This window comes from Blastococcus sp. SYSU DS0541, from assembly GCF_054050875.1.
The window spans coordinates 23,747-49,437 of record NZ_JBJHAD010000007.1 but is presented as its reverse complement, the minus strand read 5'-3'; the positions used below and the strand labels follow the sequence as shown (position 1 = coordinate 49,437).

27 protein-coding genes and 2 pseudogenes are annotated in these 25,691 nt (G+C 74.1%); 12 read left to right on the top strand and 17 right to left on the bottom strand.

Annotated features, from left to right (window positions below):
• Positions 1 to 38: 38 nt before the first annotated feature.
• From ACI794_RS09765 to ACI794_RS09750, 4 genes are all read right to left on the bottom strand, one after another.
• Complete coding sequence (locus ACI794_RS09765) at positions 39 to 1,916, bottom strand: hydantoinase B/oxoprolinase family protein (protein ID WP_456616274.1); 1,878 nt, start codon at positions 1,914 to 1,916, stop codon at positions 39 to 41.
• Entirely contained in the window at positions 1,913 to 3,985 is a 2,073-nt protein-coding gene (locus ACI794_RS09760; protein WP_456616273.1) for a hydantoinase/oxoprolinase family protein, read from the bottom strand. The genes ACI794_RS09765 and ACI794_RS09760 overlap by 4 nt, the downstream gene beginning before the upstream one ends.
• 85 nt (positions 3,986 to 4,070) lie before the next feature.
• Positions 4,071 to 4,241: a hypothetical protein gene (locus ACI794_RS09755; protein WP_456616272.1), complete on the bottom strand. Its 171-nt coding sequence runs from the start codon at positions 4,239 to 4,241 to the stop codon at positions 4,071 to 4,073.
• A gap of 162 nt (positions 4,242 to 4,403) precedes the next feature.
• Positions 4,404 to 4,820, bottom strand: coding sequence for a MarR family winged helix-turn-helix transcriptional regulator (locus ACI794_RS09750; protein WP_456616271.1), 417 nt, complete (start codon positions 4,818 to 4,820; stop codon positions 4,404 to 4,406).
• Positions 4,821 to 4,900: 80 nt separating this feature from the next.
• Between ACI794_RS09750 and ACI794_RS09745 the strand changes: the two genes are divergently transcribed.
• The gene (locus ACI794_RS09745) at positions 4,901 to 6,745 is read left to right on the top strand and encodes an ABC transporter ATP-binding protein (RefSeq protein WP_456616270.1); all 1,845 of its coding nucleotides are present in this window, start codon (positions 4,901 to 4,903) and stop codon (positions 6,743 to 6,745) included.
• Between the two features lie 12 nt (positions 6,746 to 6,757).
• Here the strand turns inward: ACI794_RS09745 and ACI794_RS09740 are convergent, their stop codons facing one another.
• The gene (locus ACI794_RS09740) at positions 6,758 to 7,195 is read right to left on the bottom strand and encodes an SRPBCC family protein (protein ID WP_456616269.1); all 438 of its coding nucleotides are present in this window, start codon (positions 7,193 to 7,195) and stop codon (positions 6,758 to 6,760) included.
• Positions 7,192 to 7,602 (bottom strand): nuclear transport factor 2 family protein, encoded by a 411-nt coding sequence (locus ACI794_RS09735; RefSeq protein ID WP_456616268.1) that lies wholly within the window; start codon positions 7,600 to 7,602, stop codon positions 7,192 to 7,194. The genes ACI794_RS09740 and ACI794_RS09735 overlap by 4 nt, the downstream gene beginning before the upstream one ends.
• 140 nt (positions 7,603 to 7,742) lie before the next feature.
• Between ACI794_RS09735 and ACI794_RS09730 the strand changes: the two genes are divergently transcribed.
• Positions 7,743 to 8,210: a MarR family winged helix-turn-helix transcriptional regulator gene (locus ACI794_RS09730; RefSeq protein WP_456603404.1), complete on the top strand. Its 468-nt coding sequence runs from the start codon at positions 7,743 to 7,745 to the stop codon at positions 8,208 to 8,210.
• Between the two features lie 75 nt (positions 8,211 to 8,285).
• Complete coding sequence (locus ACI794_RS09725) at positions 8,286 to 9,368, top strand: alkene reductase (RefSeq protein WP_456616267.1); 1,083 nt, start codon at positions 8,286 to 8,288, stop codon at positions 9,366 to 9,368.
• A gap of 48 nt (positions 9,369 to 9,416) precedes the next feature.
• Here the strand turns inward: ACI794_RS09725 and ACI794_RS09720 are convergent, their stop codons facing one another.
• Positions 9,417 to 10,625 (bottom strand): globin domain-containing protein, encoded by a 1,209-nt coding sequence (locus ACI794_RS09720; RefSeq protein WP_456603358.1) that lies wholly within the window; start codon positions 10,623 to 10,625, stop codon positions 9,417 to 9,419.
• A 160-nt stretch (positions 10,626 to 10,785) separates the two neighbouring features.
• Between ACI794_RS09720 and ACI794_RS09715 the strand changes: the two genes are divergently transcribed.
• From ACI794_RS09715 to ACI794_RS09695, 5 genes are all read left to right on the top strand, one after another.
• Positions 10,786 to 11,694, top strand: a complete 909-nt coding sequence (locus tag ACI794_RS09715; RefSeq protein WP_456603357.1) for a diguanylate cyclase domain-containing protein — start codon at positions 10,786 to 10,788, stop codon at positions 11,692 to 11,694.
• A gap of 73 nt (positions 11,695 to 11,767) precedes the next feature.
• Positions 11,768 to 12,391 (top strand): dihydrofolate reductase family protein, encoded by a 624-nt coding sequence (locus tag ACI794_RS09710; RefSeq protein WP_456616266.1) that lies wholly within the window; start codon positions 11,768 to 11,770, stop codon positions 12,389 to 12,391.
• Between the two features lie 243 nt (positions 12,392 to 12,634).
• Positions 12,635 to 13,768 (top strand): serine hydrolase domain-containing protein, encoded by a 1,134-nt coding sequence (locus ACI794_RS09705; protein ID WP_456603355.1) that lies wholly within the window; start codon positions 12,635 to 12,637, stop codon positions 13,766 to 13,768.
• Positions 13,768 to 14,322, top strand: a complete 555-nt coding sequence (locus tag ACI794_RS09700) for a hypothetical protein (RefSeq protein WP_456603354.1) — start codon at positions 13,768 to 13,770, stop codon at positions 14,320 to 14,322. Before ACI794_RS09705 ends, ACI794_RS09700 begins: the two co-directional genes overlap by 1 nt.
• Positions 14,323 to 14,370: 48 nt before the next feature.
• A complete protein-coding gene (locus ACI794_RS09695) occupies positions 14,371 to 15,300 on the top strand; it encodes an oxidoreductase (RefSeq protein WP_456616265.1) in 930 nt (309 codons plus the stop codon).
• Positions 15,301 to 15,378: 78 nt separating this feature from the next.
• Here ACI794_RS09695 and ACI794_RS09690 read toward each other — a convergent pair whose 3' ends face one another.
• Together ACI794_RS09690 and ACI794_RS09685 are read right to left on the bottom strand one after the other, a co-directional pair.
• Positions 15,379 to 15,846: a winged helix-turn-helix transcriptional regulator gene (locus ACI794_RS09690; protein WP_456603352.1), complete on the bottom strand. Its 468-nt coding sequence runs from the start codon at positions 15,844 to 15,846 to the stop codon at positions 15,379 to 15,381.
• Between the two features lie 44 nt (positions 15,847 to 15,890).
• A complete protein-coding gene (locus tag ACI794_RS09685; protein ID WP_456616264.1) occupies positions 15,891 to 16,109 on the bottom strand; it encodes a hypothetical protein in 219 nt (72 codons plus the stop codon).
• Between ACI794_RS09685 and ACI794_RS09680 the strand changes: the two are divergent.
• A pseudogene (locus ACI794_RS09680) lies at positions 16,045 to 16,599 on the top strand (MFS transporter); the annotation flags it as partial. The gene ACI794_RS09685 and the pseudogene ACI794_RS09680 sit on opposite strands and share 65 nt — an antisense overlap.
• Here the strand turns inward: ACI794_RS09680 and ACI794_RS09675 are convergent.
• Positions 16,590 to 16,805, bottom strand: coding sequence for a hypothetical protein (locus ACI794_RS09675; RefSeq protein ID WP_456616263.1), 216 nt, complete (start codon positions 16,803 to 16,805; stop codon positions 16,590 to 16,592). The pseudogene ACI794_RS09680 and the gene ACI794_RS09675 overlap by 10 nt on opposite strands.
• A 39-nt stretch (positions 16,806 to 16,844) precedes the next feature.
• Positions 16,845 to 17,318, bottom strand: coding sequence for a hypothetical protein (locus ACI794_RS09670; RefSeq protein WP_456616262.1), 474 nt, complete (start codon positions 17,316 to 17,318; stop codon positions 16,845 to 16,847).
• Positions 17,319 to 17,353: 35 nt separating this feature from the next.
• On the opposite strand from ACI794_RS09670, the gene ACI794_RS09665 reads away from it, so the two are divergent.
• The gene (locus ACI794_RS09665) at positions 17,354 to 18,106 is read left to right on the top strand and encodes a thioesterase family protein (protein WP_456603350.1); all 753 of its coding nucleotides are present in this window, start codon (positions 17,354 to 17,356) and stop codon (positions 18,104 to 18,106) included.
• A 137-nt stretch (positions 18,107 to 18,243) separates the two neighbouring features.
• Here ACI794_RS09665 and ACI794_RS09660 read toward each other — a convergent pair whose 3' ends face one another.
• A complete protein-coding gene (locus ACI794_RS09660; protein ID WP_456603349.1) occupies positions 18,244 to 18,738 on the bottom strand; it encodes a winged helix-turn-helix transcriptional regulator in 495 nt (164 codons plus the stop codon).
• A gap of 89 nt (positions 18,739 to 18,827) precedes the next feature.
• Between ACI794_RS09660 and ACI794_RS09655 the strand changes: the two genes are divergently transcribed.
• Entirely contained in the window at positions 18,828 to 19,298 is a 471-nt protein-coding gene (locus ACI794_RS09655) for an SRPBCC family protein (RefSeq protein WP_456616261.1), read from the top strand.
• 47 nt (positions 19,299 to 19,345) lie between these two features.
• On the opposite strand, the gene ACI794_RS09650 is transcribed toward ACI794_RS09655, so the two are convergent.
• The gene (locus tag ACI794_RS09650; RefSeq protein ID WP_456616260.1) at positions 19,346 to 20,176 is read right to left on the bottom strand and encodes an SDR family oxidoreductase; all 831 of its coding nucleotides are present in this window, start codon (positions 20,174 to 20,176) and stop codon (positions 19,346 to 19,348) included.
• Positions 20,177 to 20,401: 225 nt separating this feature from the next.
• Between ACI794_RS09650 and ACI794_RS09645 the strand changes: the two are divergent.
• Positions 20,402 to 20,962 (top strand): annotated as a pseudogene (locus ACI794_RS09645) (peroxiredoxin family protein); the annotation flags it as partial.
• A gap of 147 nt (positions 20,963 to 21,109) precedes the next feature.
• On the opposite strand, the gene ACI794_RS09640 reads toward ACI794_RS09645, so the two are convergent.
• From ACI794_RS09640 to ACI794_RS09625, 4 genes are read right to left on the bottom strand one after another with little or no spacing between them, the layout of a single operon-like run.
• The gene (locus ACI794_RS09640) at positions 21,110 to 21,787 is read right to left on the bottom strand and encodes an SRPBCC family protein (RefSeq protein WP_456603346.1); all 678 of its coding nucleotides are present in this window, start codon (positions 21,785 to 21,787) and stop codon (positions 21,110 to 21,112) included.
• Complete coding sequence (cutA, locus tag ACI794_RS09635; RefSeq protein WP_456616259.1) at positions 21,784 to 24,207, bottom strand: aerobic carbon-monoxide dehydrogenase large subunit; 2,424 nt, start codon at positions 24,205 to 24,207, stop codon at positions 21,784 to 21,786. Before cutA ends, ACI794_RS09640 begins: the two co-directional genes overlap by 4 nt.
• Complete coding sequence (locus tag ACI794_RS09630) at positions 24,204 to 24,722, bottom strand: (2Fe-2S)-binding protein (RefSeq protein WP_456603344.1); 519 nt, start codon at positions 24,720 to 24,722, stop codon at positions 24,204 to 24,206. Before ACI794_RS09630 ends, cutA begins: the two co-directional genes overlap by 4 nt.
• The gene (locus ACI794_RS09625) at positions 24,719 to 25,588 is read right to left on the bottom strand and encodes an FAD binding domain-containing protein (protein ID WP_456616258.1); all 870 of its coding nucleotides are present in this window, start codon (positions 25,586 to 25,588) and stop codon (positions 24,719 to 24,721) included. Before ACI794_RS09625 ends, ACI794_RS09630 begins: the two co-directional genes overlap by 4 nt.
• Positions 25,589 to 25,691 lie beyond the last annotated feature (103 nt).

Genomic DNA, 25,691 nt, shown 5'->3' with positions numbered 1-25,691 from the left:
TCCGCCCCGCCCGACGGGGCGGAGAGCGATGGTCCCGGCTACCCCTGCAGGACGTCGAACTCGTTGAACGCCGCGCCGCCGGAGAGGGTGGCGTAGCCGGGCCCGCGGTCGAAGAACGGCTCCTCGCCGGTACGGGCCGCCCGCAGCGAGGCCCGCAGCTCCTCGGTGGCGGCCAGGTCGGCCTCGCCCGAGTCGAGGACGACGACGCCGTAGTCCTCCCGCGCGCCGGCGACCGACACCTTCCGCCAGGAGATGTCGCGCAGCACCTCCTCGACCGGCCGGTCCAGCGGGTCCCCCCAGCCACCGCCGCCGGTGGTCCGGATGCGGACGACGGTGCCGGCCTTCAGCGGCTCCGCGTCGGCCAGCGCGTCGACCTCGTGCTCGTCGGGGCCGCCCGGGTCGACGGTGATCTGGAACGGCCGGCCGGCCTTGCCGCCCTTGACACCCCAGCAGGCGAGGATCGAGCGGTCGGCGATCGACATGAAGTGGGCGTCGCGCAGCACCCGGATGTGCTTCTCGTAGCCGCAGCCGCCGCGGTAGCGCCCGGGGCCGCCGGAGTCGACCGCCAGGCCCAGCCGCTCGACCCGCAGCGGGAAGCGGCCCTCGGTGAACTCCGTCGGCAGGTTCCGCGAGTCCGGGACGACGTGGATGGTGTCCTCGCCGTCGGCGTAGTACCGCCCGCCCGAGCCGCCGCCGAGCACCTCGCGCATGAGGTACGGCTCGCCGTCGAAGTCCGTGCCGTAGACGCCGGTGTACCGGATCGTCTCCTGGTCGGCGGGCATGCGGCCGCCGGTGGCCTTCGCCAGCACGCCGGCGAGGACGCCGAGCAGCCGCAGGATGACGAAGGTCCGGGCGTTGGTGGGCGCCGGGAAGATGGGCGTCAGCAGCGTCCCCTTCTCGGGGAAGCGCATCTCGATCAGCGGGACGACGCCCTCGTTGACGTCGAGCTGCGCCATCCGCTCCGGCGTCTCGGCCAGGTTCCGCAAGATCGGCGCCAGCCACTTCTTGAGGAAGTTGCCGTCGGCGTAGTCCCCGCAGTGGTTGATCGGCCCCTTCGCCTGCGGCCCGGTGCCGGTGAAGTCGATGACCAGCGGGACGTCCTTCGTGGAGTCCATGGTCAGCGTGATCCGCTGCCGGTGCAGCTGCGGCTCCTCGACGCCGTCGTGCTCGGCGTAGTCCTCCCACACGTAGGTGCCGTCAGGGATCTGCGACAGGATCTCCCGCCGGTAGACGTCGGTGGAGCTGTCGAGGATCGCGTCGAACGCCGCCTCCACGGCCTGCACCCCGTACCGCTCGAAGAGCTCGCTCAGCCGGCGGGCGCCGGCGAGGCAGGCCGAGCACTCGGCGTCGAGGTCGGCGGCGAGCGAGTCGGGCATCCGCGAGTTGCGGGTCATGATCTTCAGCGCGCTCTCGTTGGGCACGCCGCGGTCCCACAGCTTGATCGGGGGGACCATCAGCCCCTCCTCGTACACGCTGGTCGCCGCGCTCGGCATCGAGCCGGGCACCGCGCCGCCGATGTCGTCGTGGTGGCCGAAGGCCTGCACGAAGGCGACGACCCTCTCCTCGCCGTCCACGTGAGCGAACACCGGGACGGTGACGCAGAGGTCCGGCAGGTGGCCGATCCCGCCCTCGGAGAGGTAGACGTCGTTGTGGAAGTAGACGTCGCCCGGGTTCATCGAGCCGATCGGGTAGTCCCGCACCACCGGCTGGACCAGCGCCGAGTAGGAGCGGCCGGTGAGCTTGCGCAGCTGCCGGTCGTGGATGCCGGCGCGGAAGTCGTGCGCGTCGCGGATCATCGGCGAGCGCGAGGTGCGGCCGATCGAGGTCTCGACCTCCTTCTCGATCGCGGCCAGCGTGCCGGCGACGATCTCGACGAGGACCGGGTCGGCGGTCACGGCGTCGTCGGTGAGGCTCATCGGCCGGTCTCCTTCGTGAGCAGCAGGTTCCCGTGGGTGTCGACGGTCGCGGCGAAGCCGGGGTGCACGGGGACGGTGGAGCCGAACTCCTCGACGATCGCCGGCCCGGGCACCACGTCGCCGGGGGCCAGGCGGGCTCGGTCGTAGGTGGGCGTCTCGACCCACTCGTCGAAGAAGACGGGGCGGGAGCCCGTGACGGCCCGGTCCGCCCCACCCTCGCCGGGCTCCAGCTCGACCAGGTCGGGCCGCCGGATCGGGCCGATCCCGCTGACCCGCAGGTTGACCCACTCCACGGCCTGGCGCGGGTCGTCGGCGAAGTCGTAGCCGTACAGCTGGCGGTGGGCGGCGTGGAAGGTCTGGGCGACCTCCTCGGCGGCCGCGCGGTCGAGCTCGCCGTCGCCCACCGCGACGCGGACCTCGAACGCCTGGCCGACGTAGCGCAGGTCCGCCGTCCGCTGCATGCGCTGCTGCTCGCGGCCGAAGCCCTCGCCGTCCAGGGCGACCCGGGCCTGCGCCTCCAGGTCGGCGTACACCGTGCGCACGCGGTGCAGGTCGAGGTCGGCGTGCCGGCTGATGACCGTCTGCACGTAGTCGTTGCGGACGTCGACCGTGAGCAGGCCGAAGGCGCTGACGTTGCCCGGGTTCGGCGGCACCAGCGTGCGCGGCAGGTTGAGGATGTCCATCAGCCGGCAGGCCAGCAGCGAGCCCGAGCCACCGAACGTGGTCAGGGTGAAGTCGCGGACGTCGAGGCCCTTCGCGACCGTCACCTGGCGCAGCGCGTTGGCCTGGTTCCACGCGGAGATCTCCAGGATCCCGGTCGCGGTGCGCTCGAGGTCCATGTCCAGCTTCGCGCCCAGCTGCTGCAGCCCGTCGCGCGCGGCCTCGACCGACAGCGGGATCTCGCCGCCCAGCAGGTGCGGGGGGATCCGGCCGAGGACGACGTGCGCGTCGGTGACGGTCGGCTGGTCGCCGCCGTTCGGGTAGCAGATGGGACCCGGGTCGGCGCCGGCCGACTTGGGGCCGACCTTGAGGGTGCCCTCCGGGGAGAGCCAGGCGATCGAGCCGCCGCCCGCGCCGACGGTGACGACGTCGATCATCGGGATCTTGGACGGGTAGTCACCGACCGAGCCCTCGGTGGTGAGCGCCGGCTCGCCGTCGATGACGACGGTGACGTCGGTGGAGGTGCCGCCGCCGTCGCAGGTGAGCACCCGGTCGAACCCGGCGGTGCCGGCGATCAGCGCCGCGCCCAGCGCACCGGCGGCCGGGCCGGAGAGCATCGTGGTGATCGGCTGGTGCACCACCTCGCCGGCGCTCAGGACCCCGCCGTTGCTCTTCATCACGTAGAACGGCACGCCCGGCGCGATCTCGTCGAGGCGGGTGCGGATGTTGGTGACGTACGCGGCGACCTTGGGCTTCACCGCGGCGTCGACCAGGGTGGTCACCGAGCGCTCGTACTCGCGGTACTCGCGCAGCACCTGCGAGCTGATGCTCACCACGGCGCCCGGGTGCTCCTCGCGGATGACCTGGAGCATCTGCTGCTCGTGGGTGTCGTCGGCGTAGGCGTGCAGGAAGCAGACGCCGATCGTGGTGATGCCGGCGTCGCGGAAGAACCGGGCCGCCGCGCGGGCGTCGTCCTCGTCGAACGGGCGCACCTCGGCGCCGGTGTGGTCCAGCCGGCCGCGGACGGTGCGGACCAGGTCGGCCGGGACGATCCGCGGCGGCTTGACCCAGAAGTAGCTGTTGCCGTAGCCGTCGGGCACCGACTGCCGGGCGATCTCCAGCACCGACTCGTAGCCCTCGGTGGTGATGAAGCCGAGCCGGTCGAGCTTGCCCTCGAGCAGCTGGTTCGTGGCGACCGTCGTCCCGTGGCTGACGGCGGTCACCGCCTCGCCGGTCAGCCCCATGAGGTCCAGGACCTTGCGGACGCCGGTGAGGAAGCCCTCGGCCGGGTCGGCGGGGGTGGACGGCGTCTTGGTGGTGGTCGTCCGCCCGGTCTCCTCGTCCACCGCGACGACGTCGGTGAACGTCCCGCCGGTGTCGATGCCGATGCGGACCCGGCGCTCGCTCATGGGACGAAACCTTAGCGGTGAGACATCTCTACGGGAAGCGTCCCGCCGGCATTCGCTCCCCGCCGATGCGACCGGACCGGCGAGATCAGGCGCCCCGGTTCAGCTCCGCGATGATCCGGTCCATGGTCCAGCGGCGGGGACGGGCACGGCGCGCCCGGCCGGCGCTGCGGAAGGTGGTCCGGTCGGCGACGCGGCGGGCGAGGCCGGATCGCGTGGTGGTGCCGGTGGTGGTCTGCTGCGCAGCGGAGGTGGTCACGTCGGGTGCCTGCTTCTCGTCGTCGTCCGGGTGGTTCCCGTACCGATTCAACGACTGCGCGGCCCGCATCCTGTGCCGATCTGCTGTGACTCCTGGCACGACCGGGCCCCACGCTGGTGAGATCGGCCACCCGTGCTGCCAGGAGCGGGCCCGGCCCCCGGCTCAGCCGGCGAGCGCGCGCAGGATCCGGGCCAGCGCGGCGCGGTCCTCGGGCCCCAGGCGGGCGAACAGCTCCGCGGAGTCGGCGGCGCGCGCCCGCCCCACCTCCGCGCGCACCCGCCGGCCCTCGTCGGTGGCGCGCAGCAGCACCGCCCGCCGGTCGCCCGGGTCGGCCGTCCGCTCGACCAGCCCGCGCTCCTGGAGCCCGTCGGCCACCTCGGTCGCGGAGCGGGGCGCGATGTGCAGCGCCTCCGCGAGGTCGGAGAGCCGCACGCCGTCGCGTTCGCAGACCACCCGCAGCGCCCGCGCCTGGTGGGGAGAGAGCTCCCAGGGGGCGAGCGCGTCCCGCCAGCGGCGGCGCTGGGTGCGGGCGACGCGCATCAGCAGGTCGCCGAGCTCACCGGTCCCGTCGTCCGCCACGGGGGAATGGTAACGGCGGTGCGGCGGTTCCCGGACAGTGAGGTAACCTCAGCAACGGAGGTGGCGACATCAGCGAGATGATGACCGGCGGCGGCGGCGGCGGCGGCCGTGGCGGTGGCGGTGGCTCCGGCCGCAGGCCCGATCCGGCCGACCTCGCCCAGCTCGAGCGGTCGCCGGTGCGCTGGAGCCGGGTGGCCGCGCTGTTCCGCCCGTACCGCTGGCAGCTCGCCGTCGTCGTCGCGCTGATCGTCGCGTCGTCGGCCGTGGCGCTGGCCACACCGTTCCTCATCCGCCTGGTCATCGACGAGGCGATCCCCGGCCAGGACGTGCCCCTGCTGCTGTGGGCCGTCGGCGGGATGCTCGCCGTCACCGTGGTGACCGCGGTCTTCGGGGTCGTCCAGACGTGGATGAGCACGACCGTCGGCCAGCGGGTCATGCACGGTCTGCGGACGGCGGTCTTCACCCATCTGCAGCGCCAGTCGCTGGGCTTCTTCACCCGCACCAAGGGCGGCGAGGTGCAGTCGCGGCTGATGAACGACGTCGGCAGCATGCAGTCGGTGGTCACCTCGACCGCCACCTCCTTCGCCTCGAGCGCGACCACCGTCATCGGCACCGTCGTGGCCATGGTGGTGCTCAGCTGGCGGCTGTCCCTGCTCTCGCTGATCGTGCTGCCGCCGGCCGTCTGGCTGACCCGCCGGGTCGCCCGCATGCGCCGCACCCTCACCGCCCAGCGGCAGCGGCACCTGGCCGACCTGCACTCCCAGGTGGAGGAGGGGCTGAGCGTCAGCGGTGTCCTGCTGGGCAAGACCCTCGGCGCCGGGCCGGCGCAGTCCCAGCGCTTCGCCGGCACCTCGGAGTACCTCGTCGACCTCGAGGTGCGCTCGCAGCTCGCCGGCCGCTGGCGGATGGCCACGATGAGCGTCGTCTTCGCCGGCATCCCGGCGCTGATCTACCTGGCCGCAGGCCTGCCGGCGACGTCGGGCGGCATGACCATCGGCACCCTGGTCGCCTTCACCACCCTGCAGGGCGCGCTGTTCCGCCCCCTCATGCAGCTGCTCGACATCGGCGTCTCGCTGACCGCCTCGATGGCCCTGTTCAGCCGGGTGTTCGAGTACCTCGACCTGCCCGTCGACATCGACGACCCCGCCTCCCCCGTGCCGGTCGAGCCGGCGGCGGTTCGCGGCGAGGTGCGTCTCGACCACGTCGGCTTCCGCTACCCCGACGGCGTCCGCCCCGCGCTCGACGACGTCGACGTCACCGTGCCCGCGGGCTCCACCCTGGCGCTGGTGGGCGAGACCGGTTCGGGCAAGAGCACGCTCGCCTCGCTGGTGGCCCGCCTCAACGACCCCACCACCGGGCGGGTGCTGATCGACGGCGTCGACATCCGCGACCTGCGGCTGGCCGACCTCGCCCAGGTCGTCGGCGTCGTCTCCCAGGAGACCTATCTCCTGCACGGCACCGTGCGCGAGAACCTGCTGCACGCCCGTCCCGACGCCACCGATGCCGAGATCGTCGACGCCGCCCTCCGCGCGCAGGTGCACCACGTCATCGCCGCGTTGCCCGACGGCTACGACACCGTGGTCGGGGCGCGCGGGCACCGCTTCTCCGGCGGGGAGAAGCAGCGCCTGGCGATCGCCCGCACGCTGCTCCGCGACCCGCGGGTGCTGGTGCTCGACGAGGCGACCAGCGCGCTGGACAACGAGACCGAGCGCGCCGTGCAGGCCGCCCTCGACGAGGTGGCGCGCGGCCGGACGACGATCACCATCGCGCACCGGCTCTCGACCGTGCGCGACGCCGACCGCATCGTGGTGCTCGACGCCGGCCGGGTCGTCGAGCAGGGCACCCACGAGGAGCTCCTGGCGCTCGGTGGCCGGTACGCCCGGCTGGCCGGGATCGCGCAGCGGGACGCCGTCCTCGCCGGCTGACGGGGTGGGCCGTCAGCCGGCCACCGGCTGCATCGCCACCAGGGCGTCGGCCTCGCTCGCCAGCCGGCGGCGGTACCTCGGCGCCAGGACCGGGTTGAGGAGGGCGAGCACGCCGGTCAACCGCACGTCGACCTCCAGGACGACGGTGCAGCCCCCGTCCGGCTCTGGGACGACGGTGCGCCGCCCCTCCACCGCGACCTGGGCGTTGCCGCCGGCGAAGGACGCCGACCGCTCCTCCGCGGCGGTGATCGTGGTCGGGGTGACGAAGGTGCGGCCGCCGAACCGCAACCACTCCGTGATCCGCTGACCGACGCGGGCCCGGCCCGGCGGCTCGACCTCCATCCGGGTCACCGCCGCGCGCCACTCGCCGTCCCGCGACCAGTCCAGCACCAGCGCGGCGGCCTCGTCGGCCGGCCAGGTCAGCCGGCGGCGCTCCACGGTGCGGCTCACGACGCCACCTCCCGCGCCACCGGCTCGCCCCAGAACTCGTCGACGGCGTACTGGTCGCGGCTGTGCAGCCAGGACTCCGCGATCCGGCCGTCGCGCAGCCGGGCGACGTGGGCCAGGTTGTTCTCCAGGGGCCGGTCGCGGTCGGGGCGGGTGGCGGTGTAGGTCGCCAGGGCCACGCCCCACTCGCCGTCGTCGAGGACGCGGTGGACGGTGAGCCGCAGCGTCCCGCCGGTCACCTCCGCCGCGTGGCCGACGAACGCCACGACGGCGTCGCGGCCGGTGTAGGTGCCGGTGTTGGTGCTGCGGCCGGGCACGTGCAGCACGGTGTCCTCGGTCAGGTTCTCGGCGGCGCGGGCCAGGTCGCCCGCGGCCAGGGCGTCGTACCACCGCGTCAGGGGTGATGCCATCTCGTCCTCCAGGGAGTCGTCCCCCGTGCCGGTCGGTGTCGGAAAACGACGGATCGTTTCGACGTCGAAAGCATGCTCGCTCTTCATTTCGATGTCAAACTCTTCCTGTGCGGGATGGAGCAGGTGACGCGGTGGACCAGATGGTGGCCCAGTGGCGGGCGGAGCGGCCCGACGTCGACCCCTCGTCGATGGCGGTCTTCGCCCGCCTGACGCGGGCGCACGTGGCGGCGTCGCGGGCGATCGAGGCGACGCTGGGCGGCCACGGCCTCAACCGGGGGGAGTTCGACGTGCTCGCCTCCCTGCGGCGGTCGTCGGCGCCCTACCGCCTGTCGCCGGGGGACCTCGCCCGCGCCCTCGTGCTCTCCCCCGCGGCCATGACGAACCGGCTGCAGCGGCTCGAGGAGCGCGGCCTCGTCGTCCGCCGGCCCGACCCCGAGGACGGCCGCTACGGGGTCGTCGAGCTGACCGCGGCGGGGAAGGCGCTGGTCGACCAGGCGGTCACCGATCACGTGGCCACCCTCGACCGGCTGCTCGCGGACCTGCCGGGGGCCGACCGGCCGACGTTCACCGCCGCGCTGGCGTCGGTGGAGCGCAACGCCGCCGGCTGACCCGCGCGCGTCCGGCGGGGGTGATGAACGACGCACCGCGGAATCACGCGCGCGCGCCCGCCGGTTGCGCGGGACATGGACCTGTTCTCCCCCGTGCGGCTGGGCGAGCTCGAGCTCGCCAACCGCGTCGTCATGGCCCCGCTCACCCGCATGCGCTCCGGCCGCGCCGCGATCCCCCGCGACGTCGTCGTCGAGCACTACGAGCAGCGCGCCGGGGTGGGCCTGATCATCACGGAGGGGACCTTCCCGAACGACGAGTCCCGCGCCTTCGCCGGGCAGCCCGGCATCGTCACCGACGAACAGGCCGCCGGCTGGCGACGGGTGGCCGACGCCGTCCACGCCCGCGGCGGCCGGATCGTCATGCAGGTCATGCACGGCGGGCGCGTCTCGCACCCCGAGCTGACCGGGACGCGCGTCGTCGCCCCCAGCGCGATCGCGATCGACGGCGAGGTGCACGTCGGCGGCGGGGCCAAGCTGCCCTTCCCCGTCCCGCACGCGCTCACGACCGAGGAGGCGCGCGCGACGATCGCCGACTTCGTCGCCGCCTCCCGCCGCGCCGTGGACGCCGGCCTGGACGGCGTGGAGCTGCACGGCGCCAACGGCTACCTGCTGCACGAGTTCCTGTCCCCGGCGTCCAACCGGCGGGACGACGTCTACGGCGGCAGCCCGGAGGACCGGGCCCGGTTCGTGCTGGAGCTCGCCACCGCCGTCGCCGAGGAGGTGGGCGCCGGGCGCGTGGGCCTGCGCATCTCGCCGGAGCACAACATCCAGGGCGCCCTGGAGACCGACCGCGCCGACGTGCTGGCCACCTACGGCGCTCTGGTGGACGGGCTGCGGCCGCTGGGCCTGGCCTACCTCAGCGTGCTGCACGTCGAGCCCGCCGGTGACCTGGTGCAGGAGCTGCGGCGCCGCTTCGGCGGGCCGCTGATCGCCAACAGCGGCTTCGGCACGGTCACCACCCGCCAGGAGGCCGTGCGGCTGATCGACGCCGCGCACGCCGAGGCCGTCGCCGTGGGCCGGCCGGTGCTCGCGAACCCCGACCTGGTGGAGCGGTGGGCCGGAGAACACCCGGAGAACGACCCCGACCCGCGGACCTTCTACACCTCGGGCCCGGAGGGCTACACCGACTACCCCACGCTGGCTGCGGCGGGGCGCTGAGCAGCGGCGGGCCGGGCGGAGCGCCGCCCGGCCCCCGTCGCGCTCAGCTCAGTCCAGGTCGGCCTGCCACAGGTCGGGGCCGAAGACCTCGTACTGGATGTCCTTCGCCGGGACGCCGCGGTCGATGAGCGTGCTGCGCACCGCCTGCATGAACGGCAGCGGGCCGCAGAGGTAGTAGACGGCGCCCGACGGCAGGTCGACCTGCGAGAGGTCCATCTGACCGGCGTGCACGCCCGCGACCGGCAGCGAGCAGTCGGCACCCTGCTCGAACCAGACGTGCACCGAGGCGTTGGGCAGCTTCTGCACGTCGTCGACGACCTGCTGCCGCAGCGCCCACGACGACTCGTCCACATCGGCGTGCCACAGCCGGACGTCCAGACCCGAGCCGGCGTGCGCCAGGTGGGAGAGCATCCCGGCCATCGGGGTGATGCCGATGCCGGCGCTGACGAAGATCACCGGGCGCCCGGAGTCGTCGAGGACGACGTCGCCGAAGGGCACCGAGAGCTCCAGCCGGTCGCCGACGCCCACCGCGTCGTGCAGGAGGTTCGACACCTCGCCGTCGGGCTTGCCGTTCCCCTGGACCCGCTTGACCGAGAACTGGCGGTGCTCGCCGTCGTCGGCGCGGGTGAGGCTGTACTGCCGCGGCTGCCGGACGCCGTCGGGCATGACCGGGCGCACCGTCACGTACTGGCCGGGCAGCGAGGTCTTCACCAGCCGGTCGTCGACCCGCTTGACCTTGAAGGTGACGACGTCGCCGGTCTCGGGGGTCTTCTCGGTGACCTCCCACTGCCGCCAGACGGTGTCCGGGCGGACGCCCCTGGCGCTGTAGAGCCCGCGCTCCTGGTTGATCAGCGCGTTCGCCATCAGCCAGTAGACCTCGTCCCAGGCTGCGGCGACCTCCGGGGTCACGGCGTCGCCGAGGACGTCGACGATCGCCCAGAAGAGGTTGTCGTGCACCACCCGGTACTGCTCCGGGGTGACGCCGAGCGAGGTGTGCTTGTGCGCGATGCGGCTCATCAGGTGCTCGGGGAGCCGGTCCGGGTGGTTGACCAGCGCGCTGGCGAACACCGCCACCGAGCCGGCGAGCGCCACCTGCTGCGTGCCCTCGGCCTGGTTGCCGCGGTTGAACGTGCCGTCGAGCAGCTCGGGGTGTTCCCCGAAGAGATGCGCGTAGAACCGCTGCGCGATCTCCTGGATGTTCTCCGCGACGACCGGCAGCGTGGCCTGGATGACGGGTGCGGACCTGTCGGACAGCATGCGGATCTCCTTCCCCCTCGGTCTCCGGTACCCCGGCCACGTTAGGCAACACCGGGTGCTGGGGCAGGTCCGGAACGTTCCCCGAGACGGGCACCGCGCCGTATGGTCACCGCTCGGGCGCGGAACCGAGCCGTCCGATGAGTGCCAGGAGCGTGCCCCGATGTCTGCGCAGGAAGGCTGGGCGCGACCGTGCGGCTCCAGCCCTGCTGCTCCGGACATCCGGCTCGCGCACGCCTTCGTGGAGGCGGTGGACGCGCTGCTGTGCATCGTCGACTCGGACGGCCGCGTCGTGCTCGCCAACCCCGCCATGCAGCGCTTCACCGGGCTGGACCGCGACGCGCTGCTCGGCCGGCGGTTCGTCGACGTGTGGGTGCTCCCCGCCGACGTCCCCCACGCCGAGGAGGCCCTGCGGTCGGCGATGCAGAGCGGCGAGGCCTACCCGGTGGAGGCCGACTGGGTCGCCGCCCACGGCGAGCTGCGGCGGATCACCATGCGCAACACCGTCCTGCTGGACGACGACGGGCGGCCGTACGCGATCGCCTGCGTGGGCCTCGACGTCACCGAGGAGCGGGCCCGGGAGGCCCGGCTGCACGAGCAGACCCGCACCGACCCGCTCACCGGCGTCGCCAACCGCGGGGCGCTGTTCGAGGAGCTCACCCGGCGACTGCAGACCAGCGGGTGCGGGCTGCTCTTCTGCGACCTCGACGAGTTCAAGGCGGTCAACGACGAGTACGGGCACGGGGTGGGCGACCGCCTGCTCGCCGAGGCGGCCACGCGGCTGGTCGAGGTGGCCGGGCCGGACCACGTGGTGGCGCGCTTCGGGGGCGACGAGTTCGTGATCCTCAGCAGCGAGGCGAACGAGGCAGCGCTGGCCGACCTCGCGCGGCGCGTGGTCGCCCGGCTGGGCACGCCCTTCCCGGGGCCCGAGGAGCGGCTGGTGATCGGGGTGAGCGTCGGGGCGACCATCGGGCGCTCGGGGGAGCCCGCCGACGACGTCATCGCCCGGGCGGACCGCGCGATGTACGGGGCCAAGAGCACCCAGCGGCGGCGGGCGCGGCGGCTGCCCTGAGCCGGCGGCGATGAGTTCGGGGGAGCGCGGCCGTCTACCCCGCGACATCCGTCCCCGCGCGAAGGAGAGCCCCGTGCGCCCGCTCGTCATCACCACGTTCCTGACCCTCGACGGGGTCATGCAGGCACCCGGCGGACCGGAGGAGGACACCTCCGGCGGGTTCGGCCACGGCGGGTGGCTCGTCCCGTTCTTCGACGAGGCCATGGGCGCCCGGATGGAGTCGTGGTTCGCCCCCGCGGAGGACTTCCTGCTGGGCCGCGGGACGTACGAGATCTTCGCCGCGCACTGGCCGAAGGCGCCGACGGAGGGGGACCCGGTCGGCACCGCCCTCAACACCAAGACCAAGCACGTGGCGTCCCGCACGCTCACCGGGCCGCTGGAGTGGGACACCGCGCGGCTGCTCGAGCGCGACGTGCCCACGGCGGTGCGGGCGCTGACGGAGCAGGACGGCGGCGAGCTGCAGGTCCACGGCTCGGCGGGGCTGGTGCAGACGCTGCTGCGCGAGGACCTCGTCGACGAGCTCCGGGTGATCACCTTCCCGGTCGTCGTGGGCGGCGGGAAGCGTCTCTTCACCGAGGGCGCCGCGGCACGCACCTGGCGGCTGGCGTCGTCCGAGGTGACCTCCACGGGCGCGGTCATGGCGGCCTACCAGCGGGTCGGAGACCTGCAGACCGGGGACTTCAGCCTGCCCGAGTGAGCCGGCGGGTTCCACGTGGAACCCGCCGCCCGGCCCAGGGCCGGCGGCCGGCAGGGCACGCGCGGTGTCGTGCGGGAGCGGGGACGACCCGGGGACCGGCGGCGGCTGCGAGCGGGCACCTGGTGGGCCGGCCGCGCGCGGTCGTGGACCCCGGACGGGTGGCGCAGCAGGCCCGGGCCGGGGAGTGTGGCCCATGATCGGTTCGGGCGCGACGACGAGGTCGCGGGTGAGCGAGGAGGGTCCATGGCGGAGGTCCACGGCAGGTGCGACGAGCGGTTCGCGGGGGTGCGCGAGGCGCTGGCGCAGCAGCTGGACGGCGAGGAGCTCGGCGCATCGGTCGCCGTGGACCTCGACGGCGAGACCGTCGTCGACCTCTGGGGCGGTCACCGCGACGAGGCCCGCACCCTCCCGTGGTCCGAGCACACGATCGTCAACGTCTGGTCGACGACGAAGTGCGTGGTGGCGCTGGCCGCGCTGGTGCTCGTCGACCGCGGCGAGCTGGACCTCGACGCCCCGGTGGGGGACTACTGGCCGGAGTTCTGCGCGAAGGGCAAGAAGGACGTGCGGGTGCGGCAGCTGCTGTCGCACACCTCCGGCGTCTCCGGCTGGGAGCAGCCCTTCTCCATCCGCGACATGTACGACTGGACCTCGGCCGTCGAGCGGCTCGCCCAGCAGTCGCCCTGGTGGGAGCCGGGGACGGCGTCGGGCTACCACGCCAACAACCAGGGGCACCTGGTCGGCGAGGTCATCCGGCGGATCACCAACACGACGTTCAAGAAGTTCGTGGCCGACCGCATCGCCGACCCGTTGGGCGCGGACTTCCAGATCGGGGCGCGCGAGTCGGAGGTGTCCCGCATCGCGCCGGTGGTGGCGCCGCCGCCCCCGGACGTCGACCCGCGCACGCTGGACCCCGAGTCGGTGGCCGTGAAGACCTTCACGGGCCCCACCGCGTCGGCGAAGGCGGCGAACACCCCGCAGTGGCGGGCCGCGGACCTGGGGGCGCTGAACGGCCACTCGAACGCCCGCGGCGTGATGCGGGTGCTGCGGACGCTCTCGCTCGGCGGTGAGGCCGGCGGGGTGCGGCTGCTCTCGCCGGAGACCGTGGAGAAGGTCTTCGAGGTGCAGGCCGACGGCGTCGACCTGGTGCTCGGCGCTCCGTTCCGCTGGGGGACGGGCTTCTGCCTGGGCTCGCCGACGGTGCCCTACGTGCCCGAGGGCCGGACCTTCTTCTGGGGCGGCTGGGGCGGTTCGCTGGCGGTGATGGACCTGGACCGGCGACTGACGATCACCTACATGATGAACCGGATGGGCGGCGGGCTGATCGGCTCGCCCCGCAGCGAGGCCTACGTCCGGGCCGTGTACGACGCGCTCGGCTGATGGAGCTCGACGACGTCCTGCCGCGGCCGGAGCACGTCACCCGGCAAGCGCGCTGGATCGCGGCCGAGCCGGCGGTCGTCTGGGACGCGCTGCACGCCGTCCGGCTCTCCCGGCTGCCGGTGACGCTGGTGCTCGGTGCCGCCCGCTTCCTGCCGGTGGTGCTCTCCGGCCGGGGGCTCGGGCAGCTCCACGACCGGCCGTTCCTCGACGCCCTCCCGGTGCCGCTGCTGGACGCCGAGGCGCCGTCGTCCGTGGTGTTCGGCGGCCCCCTGCAGGCCTGGCGGCTCGACGGCGGCGACGACGGGCCGGTGCTCGACGCCGACGGGTTCCGCCGGTTCACCCAGCGCGGCTGGGTCAAGGCGGCGATCGACTTCCGGCTCACCCCCCGCGGCAGCGGGACGGAGCTGAGCTCGGAGACCCGCGTCATGGCCACCGACGCGGTCACCCGGCGCCGGTTCGACCGCTACTGGCGGCTGATCCGGCCGGGCAGCTCCGCGGTCCGCTGGGAGGTGCTGACGGCGGTCGAGCTCCGGGCCACCGGCCGCCTGCCCTGAGCCCGCCCGCGGAGCTCATCGCCCGGGCCCGTCGGGGAGGATCTGCCCATGGTGTGGACCGAGGCCGACATCCCCGACCTGGGCGGGCGCACCGCGGTGGTGACCGGAGCGAACGGCGGGCTGGGCCTGCAGACGTCGCTGGCCCTCGCCGGCGCCGGCGCGCACGTGGTCCTCGCCGCGCGCGAGCCGCGGAAGACCGACGCCGCGGTCGCGCGGATCGCCGAGCGGTACCCGGCCGCGTCGCTCGAGGTCGTGCCCCTGGACCTGGGGGACCTCTCGGCGGTGGCGACGGCGGCGCAGCGGGTGCTCTCGGCCCACCCGCGCGTCGACCTCCTCGTGAACAACGCCGGCGTGATGGCGATGCCGCAGCGCACCACCACCGACGGGTTCGAGCTGCAGTTCGGGGTGAACCACCTCGGGCACTGGGCGCTCACCGCGCACCTGCTCCCGGCGCTGCTGGCGGCGCCGGCGGCACGCGTGGTGACGGTGACGAGCACGGCGCGCCACCGCGCCCGGCGGCTGGACCCGGCCGACCCGCACCTGCGGCAGGGCTACGGGGCGTGGGCCTCCTACGCCCGGTCCAAGATGGCCAACCTGCACTTCGGGCTGGGCCTGCACGAGCGGTTCTCCCGGGCAGGGGTGGCGGCGCAGAGCCTCGTCGCGCACCCGGGCCTGTCCAACACCGATCTGCAGGCGCGCTCGGTGCGGGAGGGCGGCGCCGGGTGGGTGGGCGCGTTCTTCGAGGCGTTGACGGCCCGGTCGGGGATGACGCCGTTCGAGGGCGCCCGGCCGCAACTGCGCGCGGCGACCGATCCGCAGGCCCGGGGCGGGGAGCTGTACGCGCCCCGGTTCGGCTCCCACGGCCCGGCGGTGCGGCGGCCGGTCCTGCGCCGGCGCGGCCTGCAGGAGCAGATCGACGTCCTGTGGGAGGTGTCGGCACGGCAGACCGGCATCCCGCTGGAGGTGCCGCCGGCCTGACCCGCTAGCGGGCCGCGGGCTCCGCGAGATCGGGGCCGGCCCGGGTAGGCCGCCGGCCCGGTCTCCCCGACGTCGGGGTCAGCGGGGGAGCGGGCCGTGCCCCGGCTCGGCCTCGTCGGCGACCCGCCGCTCGGTTCCGCGGCCCACCCGCTCCCCGCAGACGTCGCACACCCACGAGGCGGCGATGCGGTGCCCGTGGTGGTGCAGCTCGACCGGCGGGGTGTCCGCGACGTAGCGGTCGCCCCACTGCATGAGCGCCTGGAGCACCGGCAGCAGGTCGCGGCCGGCCTTCGTCAGGTGGTAGCCGGCCCGTGGCGGGCTCTGGCTGTACTCCCGGCGCTCCAGGACCCCTGCGTCCACGAGCGCGCCGAGGCGGACCGCCAGCCGCTCCCGCGGGGCACCGGTGCCGCGCAGGATCTCGCTGAACCGGTGCGCGCCCAGCGACACCTCGCGGACGATCAGCAGCGCCCACCTGTCGCCGACGACGTCCAGCGCGCCCGCGATGGAGCACCGCCGGCCCGGGAGCCCGTCGAGTCGCGTCGTCATGCCACTAGGTTCGCATATCGAACCGACTCGTGTAGCGTCCCGGCTTAGTCGGTTCGGATGTCGAACCGCTTTGGTCCGGGGGTGCGCATGAGCACGACGGTGGAGCCGCAGGCAGCGCGGGGGACCCGGCCGGGGCTGGTCCTGCTCGTCGTGTCGGCGGCGGTCTTCCTGGCCAGCCTCGACCTGTTCATCGTCAACGTGGCGTTCCCGGCGCTGAGCCGGTCGCTGGACGCCTCCACCGCGGCGCTGTCCTGGGTGCTCAACGGCTACACGATCGGCTTCGCCGCCCTGCTCGCCCCGGCGGGCCGGGTCGCCGACCGCATCGGCCGGCGACGGGTCTTCCTCACCGGGCTCGCGACGTTCGGCGCCGGGTCGCTGGGCTGCGCCCTGGCCTGGGACGTCGGCAGCCTGGTCGCCTTCCGCGTCGTCCAGTCCACCGGTGCCGCCCTGGTGACGGCGACGTCGCTCGCGCTGCTGCTGCACACCTTCCCGCCGGCCCGGCGGGCGCACGCGATCGCGATCTGGTCCGCCGTCGGCGGGGTCGCCGCCGCGCTGGGGCCGCCGATCGGCGGGCTGCTGGTCGAGGCCTCCTGGCGGTGGGTGTTCCTGGTGAACCTGCCCGTCGTCGTCGCGGCGCTGGTCGTGGGCCTGCGGGTGCTGCCCGAGTCGCGGGACGGGTCCGAGACCCGCCGCCCGGACGTCGTCGGCACCACCCTGCTGGTGCTCGCCGTCGGCCTGCTCGCCTACGCCCTGGTCGACGCCCCCGAGCGGGGCTGGGACGACGCCGTCGTGATCGGGTCGTTCGCCTCGGCCGTGGTCGGCGCCGTGCTCGTCGTCGTCCGGGCGGCCCGGGCCCCGGCGGGCACGGTGCCGGTGCTGCCGCTGCGGCTGTTCCGGGCGCGGGCGTTCTCGCTGGCCTGCCTGTCGATCGCCGCCTTCATGGCCGCCTTCGCCGCCATGCTGCTGGGGAACGTCCTCTGGCTGACCGGCGGCTGGGGCTACACCGCGGTCGAGGCCGGCTTCGCGCTGGTGCCGGGCCCGCTGCTGGCCGCGCTGGCGGCGGTGCCGGCCGGGCGGCTGGGGGCCCGGGTGGGTTGCGGGGTCGTGGCGGCGGCCGGGACGGCGCTGTTCGCGCTCGGGTCGCTGTGGTGGCTCACCGAGGTGGGCGCCGAGGCCGAGTACCTGACCGCCTTCCTGCCCGGGCAGCTGCTCGCCGGGCTGGGCGTCGGGCTCACGCTGACCAACCTCTCGGCGGCGGCGGCGTCCGCCCTGCCCCGGGCGCCCTGGCCACCGGGACCGCCACCTTCGGCGCCGCCCGGCAGCTCGGCGCGACCCTCGGCGTCGCCCTGCTGCTGGCCGCGGTCGCCCGCAGCGGCGGCGAGCTCCCCGGCGCCGACCGCGGCTGGCTGCTCGTCGTCGTCCTCGCCGCCGGGGCCAGCGCGCTGGCGCTCGCCATCGGCCGCGCCCGGCACCCCGATCTCCGTCCCGTTGCCCGAGAGGAAGCCCCATGACCGCCGTGACCACCGCCGGACGCCGGCTCTCGTTCGACCCCACCTGGCGGTCGTTCACCAGCACGCAGGGTGGGCTGGTCGTCGGCCACCTGCTGGCCGCGGCCGGCGAGCTCGCGGGGGCCGCACCGCGCGCGGTGACCGCGCACCTCACCGGCGGGGTCGCCGCCGACCTCGAGGCCGAGGTGGGCGCCGTCGCCGATCGGGCCGGCCGCACGGGCAGCGTGCGCGCCGAGCTGCGGCAGGGCGGCGAGCTGAGAGCGGTCGCGCAGGTCCTCACGCTGGCCCGCCCGGCGTCGCCGGGCGTCGAGCACGGGGCGCCGGCGGAGCAGCCCCGGGTGGCCGACGGCGTCCCGTTCGAGCTGCCGCGCGAGTACGTGCCCGTGGCGGAGCACACCGAGATCCGGGCGCTGGGGGCTGCGCGCCCGCTGGGGGGTGGTGTCGAGCCGCGGCTGCACGCGTGGGTGCGCATCCGGGGCGCGGAGCTGGCGCCCCTGGTTCAGCTGGGCGTGCTCCTGGACGCGCTCCCGCCGTCGCTGTTCGCCGTCCGCACCCTGCCCGCGGCCATGCCGACCGTGGAGCTGACCGCGCACCTGGCCGGGCCGGTGCCGGCGACGGGGGCGTGGGTGCGGGTGGACCAGCGGACCGTGTGGTGCGACGACGACGTGGCGGTCGACGACGTGGAGCTGCGCGCGGAGGACGGCGCGCTGGTCGCCCTGGGCCGGCAGACCCGGCGGCTGCTCGTCGGCTGAGCCGCCGGTGTGGCGTCCGGTCCAGGCAACGCTGGAGCTCGGCCAGGGGGAACCGGTGAGGTAGTCGGTGCTCGTGCTCGCCGGCTGGGTCGTCTCCGCGGTGGCCGGCTGGGTAGTCACCTCGCGGCGCGCTGCGCCTACCGGCCGGCGGCGCGCTGCTCCATGCGCTGCCGGCGGTCGGCAGGCATGCCCGGCCCGGGCAGCGCCCGCACCTCGGCCGGCTCGTCGACCGGGCCGCAGGTCGCGCAGACCACCTCGTGGGTGACGGCCGATCCGCAGGTCGCGTGGCGGTAGAGAACCGGCGGGCCGTCGGGGGCTGCCCAGCGGTCGCCCCACTCGGTGAGCGCGATGAGCGCCGGGGCGAGGTCGCGGCCCTTGGCCGTGAGGAGGTACTCGTAGGCCTCGGGCTGCTCGGAGTAGCGGCGCCGCTCCATGATGCCGGCGGCCACGAAGCCGTCGAGCCGCGACGCCAGGACGTTGGTCGCGATGCCCAGGCTCCGCTGGAAGTCGCCGAACCGCGTCGACCCGGCGAACAGCGCGTTCCGGACGATCAGCACGCTCCAGCGCTCACCGACCACCTCGAGCGCCCGCGCGATGGAGCACACCTCGGCGTCGTACGTCCTGCCCAGCATGCCGACCAGCGTACCCAGCCACTTGCATCACGAAAGCGCGCTCCCTAGAGTGACTTGCGTCATGCAAGTCCCTCGCTGATCGGAGCGCCATGGACGAGACGAGCTTCACGGTCAACCGCACGCCGGAGGAGGTGACCGAGGCCGTCGCCGACGTCCGCAGCTGGTGGATGACCCAGGTCCAGGGCAGCGCCGAGGCGGTCGGGGACGAGTTCGGGTACGAGGTGGCGGGCGTCCACCGCGTGCGCATGAGGGTCGAGGAGCTGGTGCCCGGCCGGACGGTCGTCTGGCGGGTGGTCGACAACTGGTTCGGGTTCGTCCAGGACCAGCGGGAGTGGAAGGACACCGCGATCCGGTTCGACGTCTCCGCCGTGGACGGGGGGACGGAGCTCCGGTTCACCCACGCCGGGCTGACCCCCGCCGACGAGTGCTTCGACGTCTGCTCGGCGTCCTGGGACCGCTACGCCGCGGAGAGCCTGCGGCGCCGCATCACCACGGGCACCGGCACGCCGGGGTCGGACGACGAGGCGACCCGGTCGCGCGCGCCCCAGCACGCGGGATAGGAACCGGGCGAGCGGTGCCCCTCCGCTCGGGAGGGGCCCCTGCCACGTCAGCGCTTCGGGCCGTGCGCAGCCTTGGACAGCGGCTCCCAGGCGCGCCACTCGGCCAGCCGGGACTCGTAGTCGCGGGTGGCGATCGACAGCGGGCCGTCGCCGAAGAAGACGCGCAGCGGCGGATCCTCCATGTCGACCAGCTGGAGCACGGCCTCGCGGGTGGCCAGCGGGTCACCGGGGTTGCCGGCGCGGGCCTTGCGCGCCTCCGCGGCCTGCACCCGGAAGTCGTCGTAGGCGGGTTCCGGGGCGGCGTGCCGTGCCGAGGATCCGGCCCAGTCGGTGGCGTAGGCGCCGGGCTCGATGATCGTGACCTTGATGCCGAAGCCGGCGACCTCCGCGGCCAGTGACTGGCTGAAACCCTCCAGCGCCCACTTGGAGGCGTTGTAGATGCCGATGTTCGGGAAGGCGCTGATCCCGCCGATGCTGCTCACCTGGAGGATGTGGCCCGACCCCTGGGCGCGCAGGTGGGGCAGCGCCGCCTGGGTGACGAACAGGGCCCCGAAGACGTTGGTGTCGAACTGGGCGCGGGCCTCGGCCTCGCTGATCTCCTCCACCATGCCGAACTGGCCGTAGCCGGCGTTGTTGACGACGACGTCGAGCCCGCCGAAGTGCTCGCGCGCCTGCTGCACGGCCGCGAAGACGGCGTCCCGGTCGTCGACGTCGAGCCGGATCGGCAGCACCCGGTCGCCGAACTGCTGCACCAGGCCTTCGAGGCTCGCCGTGTCGCGGGCGGTGGCGGCCACGTTGTCACCGCGTTCGAGGGCGGCGATCGACCACTCGCGGCCGAAGCCGCGGGATGCGCCGGTGATGAACCAGGTCTTGGCCATGCGGGGGTCTCCTTCGTCGGGCGTCCGCCGTCGTCAGCGCGTGCGTCCCCCGTCCTGTTCCGGCGCGGGCACCTCGGAAACCTGGGCTGCGTCGGGAGGCGGGCCGGGGGCCGCCCTCCCTAGGCTCGGGCGATGGAACCCGCCGACCTGCTCTCCCTGCGCTCCGACGAGCGCGCCGCCCTGCTCCTGATCGGCCTGCGGGGCGACTGGTAGCCGTACTGCTGCGCCCAGGCGGTCCGCCTGGCCCGGTCGACCTCCCGCCTCGCCGACGCCGGCACCGAGGTGGTGCTCGCCTCCACCGACCCACCTGAGGTGCAGGCGGCGATGAACCGCACCTGGCACCTGCCGTTCCGGTGGGTGAGCGATCCGGACGGCTCGCGGCTGGCGAAGCCGCTGGACGCGTGGAACCCGGATCGGCAGATCTTCAAGCCGCTCCTCGTCGCGGTGGCGCCGGACGGTCGGGAGGTGTTCCGCGAGCTGTCGCGCGACTTCACCGACCGCCCGGACGACGAGCCGGTCCTCTCCGCCCTCGAGTCGCTGGGCCTCGACCCGGTACCGGTCCTGCCCTGGGAGCCGGACGTCGAGCCGCAGCCCACGGAACGGGCCTTCAAGCCGCAGTCGTTCATTCCGTACTTCCGTGCGATCAAGATGAACACGGGCGCGCTGGCGGAGCGGATGGTCGACGAGCGCGACCGCGAGCAACTGCTCACCGAGCACCGGATGGCCGACTCGTTCCTCGCCGCCTTCGACGAGTGGCGGGCCGAGCACCCGCCGCACCGCCAGTAGCGGGGCTCGGGTCCCCCACCGCCGCCCGTCGGCTCGGGCGGTCGCCCTCTGCCCACTCCTGGTGGGCAGAGGGCGACTGGTCCGGGCAGTGCTGCCGCGGCGCCGCGGCGACCAGGAGGGCCCGGCCGGGGCGCCCGTGCCCCGGGCTCAGCGGCGACCGAGGCGGTAGCCGACCAGGATGCCGATCAGCGTCAGCACCGCGCCACCCACGGCGCCGAGCGCCAGGGTCTGCACGTCGCCGCCCACACCGGCCGGAGCGGCGGCGCGGCCGGCGAACACCGCCGGCGCGGCCTCGGCCGCCGGGGCGGGGTGCTTGGCCGCCGTGTCCGCCTCCGCCGTCGAGCTCACCGCGGCCGCGGACGGCACCGCCACCGCCGGCACCGCGGCACCGGTCAGCTCCGCGTCGATCGCCTTGAAGAACTGCCCGGCCATCCGCTTGGCGACGCCGGTGATCATCCGCTGCCCCACGCCCGCCACGGGGCCGCCGATGACGGCGTCCGCGGAGTAGGTCAGGTTCGTCGCGCCGTCCTCGGCGGGGGACAGGTCGATCCGCACCGTCGCCCGCGCGTTCCCCGGGGCGCCCGCGCCGGATGCGTGCATCACGTAGGAGGACGGCCGCTGCTGGTCCGACAGGCGCACCTCGCCCGCGTAGGTCCCCTTGATCGCCCCCACGCCGACGGAGACGTTCATCTTGTACTCGTCGTCCCCGACCTGCTCCAGGGTCTCGCAGCCGGGGATCGTGCGCGCCAGCACCGCCGGGTCGGTGATGACGGCCCACACCTTCTCGGGGTCGCCGTGCAGCACCGCAGAGCCGTCGAGCTTCACGCCATCACTCCAGTCCCCGCCCGGCGCCCGGCCGTGGCGGTCATCTCCGAATCAGGGGAACGCACCAGGTCGTACAGCTCGGTCGGGGAGATCGGCATCGAGGCGATCCGCCGGCCCACCGCGTCCTCGATCGCCGAGGCGAGCGCCGCCGTCCCCGGAATCACACCGGCCTCGCCGGCGCCCTTGATCCCCAGCGGGTTCAGCGGCGAGGGCGTCTGCTGGTGGTCGATGTCGATGTCGGGCACCTCGGAGGCATACGGCATCAGGAAGTCCATGAACGAGGCGTTCTGGAGCTGTCCGTCGGCGTCGTAGGCCATCCGCTCGTACAGCGCGCCGCCGATGCCCTGGGCGACGCCACCGTGCACCTGCCCCTCGACGATCATCGGGTTCACCACGTTGCCGCAGTCGTGCACGACGGCGTACTTCACGACGTCGATCTCCCACGTCGCCGGGTCGATCTCCACGATCGCCGCGTGCGCGCCGGACGCGAACGTCGACCGGATCGGCGAGTAGTAGTCGCGGTGCTCCAGCCCCGGCGCGTCGCCCACGGCGACCGGCGGCTTGTCGTCGTCGCCGGCCTTGGCGAACTGCGTCGCCTGCTTGGCCGCCTCGTCGAAGGCGTAGCGCAGCGGGTTGGACAGGACGGCGACGGTGCGCAGCGGGATGGATGTCCCCGGCACGCCCTTCACCTGCACCAGGCCCTCGTCGATCTCGAGGTCCTCCGGCGAGGCCTCCAGCACGTCTGCGGCGATCCGCAGCGCCTTCTCCCGCACCCCGCGGGCGGCCAGCGCGATCGCGTTGCCGCTCATCACCGCGGCCCGGGAGGCGAACGTGCCGACGGCGTACCCGAAGCGCCGGGTGTCCCCGGTGGTCACCTCGACGTCCTCGATCGGCACCCCGAGCTCGCTCGCGACGATCTGCGCGAAGGCCGTCTCGTGCCCCTGGCCCTGCGAGGTGAGACCGGTCGACACCAGCACCTTGCCGCTGCCCAGGACCTGCACGTGCCCGCCCTCGTACGGCCCGGGGCCGGTGCCCTCCACGTACAGCGCCATCCCGACGCCGAGCAGCCGGCCGCGCGCCTCGGCGTCGGCCCGGAGCTCCTCGGCCGCCGACCAGCCGACCAGCGCCTTCAGCTTCTCCAGCAGCCCCGGGTAGTCGCCCGAGTCGTAGATGACCGGCCGGCCGTCCTGGAACGTCAGGTGGTGGTCGTAGGGGAACTGGTCGGGCCGGATCAGGTTGCGCTCGCGCACCAGTGCCCGGTCCAGGCCCAGCTCGTCGGCGATGCGGTCCATCGTCCGCTCCATCGCGTAGCAGCCCTGGGGCCGCCCGGCGCCGCGGTACGGCGTCACGATGACGGTGTTGGTGAAGACCGACTCCACGATCACCCGGTACACCGGGATCGCGTACGGCCCGACCAGCTGGGTCGCCGTCACGATCGGCACGATGATCCCGTAGGGCGTGTAGGCGCCGTTGTCGTGCCAGATGTGGACGTCGAGAGCGGTGACCCGGCCCTCGTCGTCGTAGCCGACGGTGATCTCCTGCCGCTGCTGGCGCTCGTGGGCCGAGCCGATGAAGTGCTCGCGCCGGTCCTCGGTCCACTTCACCTCGCGGCCCAGGGCGATGGCGGCCATCGGCACCAGCAGCTCCTCGGGCCACGGGTGGACGATCTTCACGCCGAACCCGCCGCCGACGTCGGGCGCGATCACCTCGACCGTGTCCAGCGAGAGCTCCAGCTTCGCCGCGATCGCCGCGCGCACCGACGTCGACGCCTGGGTGCTCGTGTAGACCCGCAGTGAGGAGTCGTCGGCGTCCCACTTCGCGTGCACGCCCTTCCCCTCCATGGGCATGCAGGCGCTGCGCTCGATGTACTGGGTGAAGGAGAGCGTCCGCGGCGAGGAGGCCAGCACCGGCTCGACGTCGCCGGTCTCCTGGTGGTGCCGGGCCGCGACGTTGTCGGGGATCTCCTCGTGCACCGCGTGCTCCGCGGCGCGCGCGGCGTCCACCCCGACGACGACGGGCAGCTCCTCGTAGGTGACGACGATGCGGTCGCAGGCGTCCTCGGCGACGTACCGGTCGGTGGCCACGACCATGACCACCGGCTCGCCGACGTGGTTGACCTCGCCGTTCGCCAGCGGGAACCCCGTGCGGGGTGAGTGCAGCTGGGGGTGGGGGATGAGGACCGGCAGCGGCTCGGCCATCGGGCCGGTGAGGTCCTCGTAGGTGTAGATCGCCACCAGGCCCTCGACGTCCAGCGCCTCGTCCACGTCGATCGAGACGATCCGGGCGTGCGCGTGCGGCGAGCGCACGAAGGCGGCGGCCAGGGCGTTGTGCCCGATGTCGTCCAGGTAGCGGCCCTTGCCGGTGATCAGCCGCTGGTCCTCCCGCCGGCGGACCGGCTCGCCGAAGAGCTTGGTGGTCATGCGTCGCCGTCCCGCATCGCGGCGGCCGCGTGGTGCACGGCCTTCTTGATGTTGGCGTAGCCGGTGCACCGGCAGAGGTTGCCGCCGACCATGTCGTCGACCTCCTCCTCGGTGAGCTCCTCGGAGTTGTCGCGCCCTTCGAGCCCGGCCGCGATCGTCATGAGGAAGCCCGGCGTGCAGAAGCCGCACTGCAGGGCGTGGCACTCGCGGAAGGCCTCCTGGACCGGGTGCAGCACCTGCCCGCCCTGGTGGTCCCCGCGCGCCAGCCCCTCGACCGTGCGCACCTCCGCGCCGTCCACCTGCACGGCGAGCATCAGGCACGAGCGCACCGGGGCCCCGTCCACGACCACCGTGCAGGCCCCGCAGACGCCGTGCTCGCAGCCGACGTGCGTGCCGGTCAGCCCGAGGTCGTGGCGCAGCGCGTCGGAGAGCAGCCGGCGCACCGGTACGGTCGCTTCACGTGGAACACCGTTCACGGTGACGGTGATGGTCCGCTCGGTGTCGATGCTGGTCATGTCGCCTTCTCCCCGGCCTCGGCAGCCGCCGAGGTCAGCGTTCGCTCGGTGAGCACCCCCACCAGCAGGCGCCGGTAGTCGGCGCTGGCGTGGATGTCGGTGTCCGGGTCGACCAGGGTGCGCGCGAGCGCCCCGGCGGCGGCCCAGTCGGCCTTCTCCACCGGAACCCCGGCGACGGCCTCGGTCAGGTCGTGCACCTCGGGGGTCAGCCCCACCGAGACGTAGGAGGCCAGCACGCGCTCCACCCGCCGGTCCTCGGAGAGGGTGACGACGACGCCGGCTCCGCAGACCGCGTAGTCGCCCTTGCGCCGCGCGACTTCCGCGAAGGCGGTGCCCGAGCGCGGCGGCAGCGCGGGGAAGGTTGCCGCGGTGACGACGGCGCCGGGGGCGATCGAGGTCTCCAGCGGCCCGACGAAGAAGTCGCGCCAGCCGACCTGCTCGGTGCCGGCCGTCGTCGCCACGGTGACCGAGCCGTCGGTCAGCGCCAGCACCGAGGTCATCTCGCCCGAGGGGTCGGCGTGGGCGATCGAGCCCACGGTGGTGCCCCGGTTGCGGATCGCCGGGTGGGCGACGTTGGCGGTGGCGCGGCCCAGCAGCGGCTGCGCCCCGGCGGCGCCCTCGTGCCGGAGCAGTGCGCCGTGGCGGACGAGCGCCCCCACCGTCACGCCGTCGTCGGTCACCTCGACGGTGTCCAGACCGGGGATCCGGTTGATGTCGACCAGCGTGGTCGGCGCCGCCAGGCGCATGGAGAGCAGCGGCAGCAGGGACTGGCCACCGGCGAGCACCTTGGCGCCCTCGTCGGACAGGACCGCCAGGGCCTCTCCCAGGGTGCTGGGATCGGCGTAGCGGAAGGGGGCGGGCTTCACCGGCTCCGGTCACCTCCGTGCTCGCTGCGAGACGTCACTCTGTCACCGGCGGGAGGGTGGGCGAAAGTACCTCAGTGCTAAAACTTCGTCGCGAGTTTCCGTA